Raw genomic sequence first — 4,580 nt, forward strand, 5'->3', positions numbered from 1 at the left:
GGCATGGTGGAAAGGTACCTCACTTCCCCAGCGAGATGCTGGTTTCAAGGTGTCCACCATCTGGGGGTCAGGTCCTAAAAATAAAGGGGTTGCAGGACAACAGAGCGCAGCAGCGGCAAGTGCTCAACCACCAAAACCTGGGATGCTGCCCTTAAGACGGTCAGTGTCCAACCCGCCGTTGACAACCCCTAGTGCGCAGCCAGGGAGTTGCACCCTGGTAGCTTTTGAAAATCACACAATCACTAACCCACCGGTAGTAGGTAAAAATGAAAGTGAAACATGTACTACTCTGCGCTCAACAACGCCTCCAAAACAGCCGGAGACGCTCGATAGAATAAAAGAATGACCGCCTTCGAAATCACCTCCACAGTCATCGCCGTAATCTCCGCCATAATCGCAATCTGGCAAGCAACAGAAGCAACCAAATCACGAAAATCAGCAGAATCAGCACAGATAGAAGCAACAGAAAGTTCCAAACGAGCCGCCCAAAGCGCGGAACAAGCCGCAGAAGAACAACGAAAAATCGCCGAAGCACAAGCAACAATCTCCGCATTCACAAAGAAACTAGCCGCAGCAAACCGACGAAACGTCACCCTCAACCACGAACACAATCATCTCTACTTCGTCACCAACGAAACCGGAGAAACCATCACCAACGTCAGCATCAACGCAACCAGAGACGACCAAGCAGCCTACATGCACGCCGAACCCGCCACCACCCTCCACCACGGCGACTCCCTCGAAGTGCTCCTCGGCTACCGCGGGCAATACATCCTATGCTGGACAGACAGCGACGGAGAAGAACAACAAAAGACAACAACCGCTAATGCCGGTTGATATAGCTCGTGTAAATAGCGCACCCCAAAGAAACCAAGGCACACGCAGAGGTAATAATCAATGCAACCATCATCAGCACCTCCCTCCTCTACATTTGACAATTCACCTCACAAACCATGAGGCCAGCGCCGCGCCCAGGACTCGCACCCAGGGAGTAGCTAATCCACGGCAAAATGTTTATCGTGCCCACTTACGTGGTATTCCCTCACCCTTGGCCCGCTACGGCGGTCAGGTGGTTTCAGCCTGTCGGCACTAGTGGTCATGACGTTCTAAGCCCCGCGCTCGCACTAGTAAGTAGTCCCACAGGGACACGGCCCGGCTACTGTTCTCTGCCGGGATAGGCTCTCTATAAAGTTCTCAATACAGCGTTTTCCGCCCAGGCCTAACCCCTTGGGGGTTAAGTCACCTTGACGAAACTTTGGGACACACTGGTCCCCGTGCCCGTGGGGAGGCTCGCACTCCCCAGGCCTGCTAAGTCGGGCTGATTTATGCGGCTAAATCCTCCACCGGAGCGAACTCACGCGCCCACACCGCGAAGGTCAGCGCACCAGTGGCGCGCATCTGCGCCGCAATCATCTGCGCGCCCTGCACCGCCTCACCACGGGCGGCGAAGTCACGATTACGCGCTCGGTCTTCTGCTTCCGCCCACAGTTCGAAGTCGCGGGCGGTTGCAGATGCGAGCTTTACGCGTTCCTTCACCGTCTTGACTTGTCCGCCGTTGGTGACGGTGTTCTCCACAGAAATCGGTAGGTGCCCAGTCACATCCCAATCGAGAGGCAACTGCCCAGTGCGGTAAAATTGGCGCATAAGACTATTTCCAGCCTTCGTTGCTTTGCCTTCCACATCACGGGCGAGGTTGCGTACGTAGTCGCGAGCTGCGGTGCGTAGCTCCTCCACACCGAGGTTGACTTCATCGGCTACATCGTCAACCCAGTCGCGCTCTTGTTCGCCGTAGCGTTCCGGGCGGGCATTGTTCAGTTTGTTGCGGAGTTCATCTCGGAGCGACATGGTTAGTTGCCTTTCAGGTAGGTGTTTTCAATTTCGAGGAACCGGTCGCGGATTCGTGGTTCGCAGGCTTGGAGGATTTCGTTGCGTTCCGGGTTGGTCGCCATGTCGAGTCCGGTGCCGAAGTTCGTCACGAAGACTTCGACGTAGCGGGCGTGGCGGTTGATGCGTTCCTCGGTTTCCCGGCGTTCGGCTTCTTCCGCTTCGCGGCGAGCTTCCTCTGCTTGGCGGATTTCTTCACGTTCTTCTTGGATTGCGGAGAAGGCGGCGCGCATGTTCGCAAAGGCGCCATCCGGCTTTGAATCCAACCATTCGCGTGCGGCAGCGTCATTCTCGAAGAACTCTTGGGCGCGTTGTTCACGCTGCTCGGCCTGGCGCTCAGCTTCGACCTTGCGAGCCTCCGCCTGCTCACGCTCATCCTTGAGCTTCCCTGCCTCCGCCCACTTTTTCTTTAGCGGATACCCGCTCCGTACTTCTTCTAGCCCTCTGGGGCCAAACTCGTCGAGCACTAGGCCGGCTCTTTGCAGAGCTTTTGCAAGACCATCATCCATAACGGACCTGGGTCCATTATGAGAAGCCTGACCACTATTGGTATTGCGTATCCATCGACCGTTCTTCCTTCGTCCGCGACCGAGGATGAGCGCAGAGGAAGCTGCTGCGATTGAAGTCGTCATGGATTCACGACGCCCGGTCGTGTTTGCCCCGATGACGAACTCCTTGTAGTCATCATCGTCACCATCGCGGGTCTCGAAAGCCGGTTCAACACCTGCCTTCTCACACGCCGCTAGACGGTTCCGACCGTCAAGCACCTCACCCTGCGGGGTGAGAACAATCGGGTGGATAAGACCGACGGCGGCAATAGACGAAGCCAGCTCCCCTAGCTCTTCTTCGCTCGCCATAGGGAAGGCGTCAGCATATGGGTGATTACCTTTGATGTGCATTAGAAATCCTGCCCCCATCCCTGGACAGAGATGGTTTTCATGGTTTCGGCTAGTCCGGGGTCGTTGTCGATGATTTGGACGATAATGGGGGCGATTCCTCGGAAAGCGTGCGCCAGCATGATTCCTGCGAGGTCAGGGGACTTGGCAGTTCGGTTAATATGTGCCAGCCATTCATCAACGTCATCATCGGTGCGTACAGCTGCAAGGAATTCATAACCGTATTTCAGGGATACGACGCTCATGTCTCCCATGTCAGGAAGGGTGAAAAATCCGGCTGGGAGTCCGTCCTTGTCGTGCGCTAGGACGGAATGCTTGTTTGGGTCAAAAGGATGGTTAGCGAACCAATCCTCACGGGCCTGTTCAATCCTGCGGTCCATGTTGTATACTCCTAGATAAGTTCCTTGTTGGCCCCGCTCCGGCGGGGCTTTTCTTATGCCGCTAGTTCTTCGGGGTCGTGTTTGACCAAGATGCGGTCCGGTGCGGCGCCTAGTTCTGCGAGCGCGTTTAGTATTTGTGGGGTCGGTTTCCGGTTCTTGATTGCGCTGTTCCAGGTGTTTCGCGATAAGCCAGTGCGGTTTGCGAGGTCTACTGCGGTAGATAGACGATTAATTCGCTTTACCCGGTCCAACTCGTCAAGACTGATAAGAAACATTGTCTTTTCCTTCTCTCGTTTATCGGGTGTGACAACATGGTATGTCATGCATTGCTTGATTGACAAGGTTGTAATTCATGCGGGTGCCCCCGTATTACCTTTTCCCAGCTATACCCCCACTTGCTGACAACTTTTTTGTGCACTACAGTTAGCTATATGACAACTCCAGCAGACGTAAAAGGCGTATTCGCCAGCCTCGCCGGCCGACGTGTCACCGCCCAAGACATGGCCGACATACTCAAAACTTCAAGAAATACCGTGAATCTCCGATTGAAAAACGGGCTCGAAGCAGGGGACATAATCGCTATTTCACGCGGTCTCAACATCAACCCCGTTGATGCTCTCGTAGAACTCGACAAACTAACCCGGAGTGAGGTGTTTGACTTTTTAGAAGGCGATACCAAACTTCTCGCCACCGCCAGCATCGAAGACCTGGTCTACCGATTGGCTGAAGACACTCTAAGCAACGTAGACAAGATAGAACTTGGCGGCGCCGCTCGAGCATTACTCGAACGCGATGACCTAGCGTCGCGCAGGGTAGAGACCTCCGTGTCGGGCTCGTCTGATTCAATGCCTTTTGGTGCGGTGGCGTACAGCGGTCCAGACGAAGATGCGGAAAGGGAGGATGCCGATGGTGAATATGACTGACCTACACCGAATAGCGGATGCACTAGGCGTGACACTGCAACGCCACACAGGCGGCCCGCCCGGCTGGTACGACCACCAACACCGGGTAATAAGCACGCGGCGTGGTCAATCCTGCACCCAATACCGCAGCGTCTTAGCCCACGAACTAGGCCACGCCGCGCACGGTGACCTACCAACCGGTAACGGCTATTTCGACCAACGCCAAGAACGCCGCGCCGACGAGTACGCCGCACAGCTACTCATATCCCCAGTGGAATTCGAAGCTGCCGCCATATGGCACCAAGACCGCCTACCAGCCATAGCCGACGACCTCGAAGTCACCCGGACCTGACCCCCATTCGGTGGACACCTGATATCCAGCCCAGTCGAGCTGGGAAGAAAGGTAATCTACCATCATGTCCAGGTACTCCGAACAGTTCAAACGCGATGCCGTAGCCCTCTATGAGAACAACGAGGACCTCTCGCTGAACAAAGCATCAGCAGAGCTCGGCATGAAC

Annotated in this window: 6 protein-coding genes; 3 read left to right on the forward strand and 3 right to left on the reverse strand. The window is 55.3% G+C overall.

Annotation, left to right across the window (positions count from 1 at the left end):
• Positions 1–342 precede the first annotated feature (342 nt).
• Complete coding sequence (locus tag ABRP93_RS11345) at positions 343–837, forward strand: hypothetical protein (RefSeq protein WP_349887991.1); 495 nt, start codon at positions 343–345, stop codon at positions 835–837.
• 486 nt (positions 838–1,323) lie between these two features.
• Here ABRP93_RS11345 and ABRP93_RS11350 read toward each other — a convergent pair whose 3' ends face one another.
• From ABRP93_RS11350 to ABRP93_RS11360, 3 genes are read right to left on the reverse strand one after another with little or no spacing between them, the layout of a single operon-like run.
• Positions 1,324–1,845, reverse strand: a complete 522-nt coding sequence (locus tag ABRP93_RS11350; protein ID WP_293947720.1) for a hypothetical protein — start codon at positions 1,843–1,845, stop codon at positions 1,324–1,326.
• A gap of 2 nt (positions 1,846–1,847) precedes the next feature.
• Positions 1,848–2,783, reverse strand: a complete 936-nt coding sequence (locus ABRP93_RS11355; RefSeq protein ID WP_349887992.1) for a ParB N-terminal domain-containing protein — start codon at positions 2,781–2,783, stop codon at positions 1,848–1,850.
• Complete coding sequence (locus ABRP93_RS11360; protein ID WP_349887993.1) at positions 2,783–3,160, reverse strand: hypothetical protein; 378 nt, start codon at positions 3,158–3,160, stop codon at positions 2,783–2,785. The genes ABRP93_RS11355 and ABRP93_RS11360 overlap by 1 nt, the downstream gene beginning before the upstream one ends.
• 431 nt (positions 3,161–3,591) lie before the next feature.
• On the opposite strand from ABRP93_RS11360, the gene ABRP93_RS11365 reads away from it, so the two are divergent.
• Complete coding sequence (locus tag ABRP93_RS11365; protein WP_349887994.1) at positions 3,592–4,083, forward strand: hypothetical protein; 492 nt, start codon at positions 3,592–3,594, stop codon at positions 4,081–4,083.
• Positions 4,076–4,414 (forward strand): ImmA/IrrE family metallo-endopeptidase, encoded by a 339-nt coding sequence (locus ABRP93_RS11370; RefSeq protein ID WP_349887995.1) that lies wholly within the window; start codon positions 4,076–4,078, stop codon positions 4,412–4,414. The genes ABRP93_RS11365 and ABRP93_RS11370 overlap by 8 nt, the downstream gene beginning before the upstream one ends.
• Positions 4,415–4,580: the final 166 nt, after the last annotated feature.

Source organism: Corynebacterium sp. KPL2850 (assembly GCF_040225855.1).
Taxonomy (GTDB): Bacteria; Actinomycetota; Actinomycetes; order Mycobacteriales; family Mycobacteriaceae; genus Corynebacterium.

Coding starts and splice junctions, on each gene's coding strand:
- ABRP93_RS11345 (WP_349887991.1), top strand. CDS start 343: ATGACCGCCTTCGAAATCACCTCCACAGTCATCGCCGTAATCTCCGCC.
- ABRP93_RS11350 (WP_293947720.1), bottom strand. CDS start 1,845: ATGTCGCTCCGAGATGAACTCCGCAACAAACTGAACAATGCCCGCCCG.
- ABRP93_RS11355 (WP_349887992.1), bottom strand. CDS start 2,783: ATGCACATCAAAGGTAATCACCCATATGCTGACGCCTTCCCTATGGCG.
- ABRP93_RS11360 (WP_349887993.1), bottom strand. CDS start 3,160: ATGGACCGCAGGATTGAACAGGCCCGTGAGGATTGGTTCGCTAACCAT.
- ABRP93_RS11365 (WP_349887994.1), top strand. CDS start 3,592: ATGACAACTCCAGCAGACGTAAAAGGCGTATTCGCCAGCCTCGCCGGC.
- ABRP93_RS11370 (WP_349887995.1), top strand. CDS start 4,076: ATGACTGACCTACACCGAATAGCGGATGCACTAGGCGTGACACTGCAA.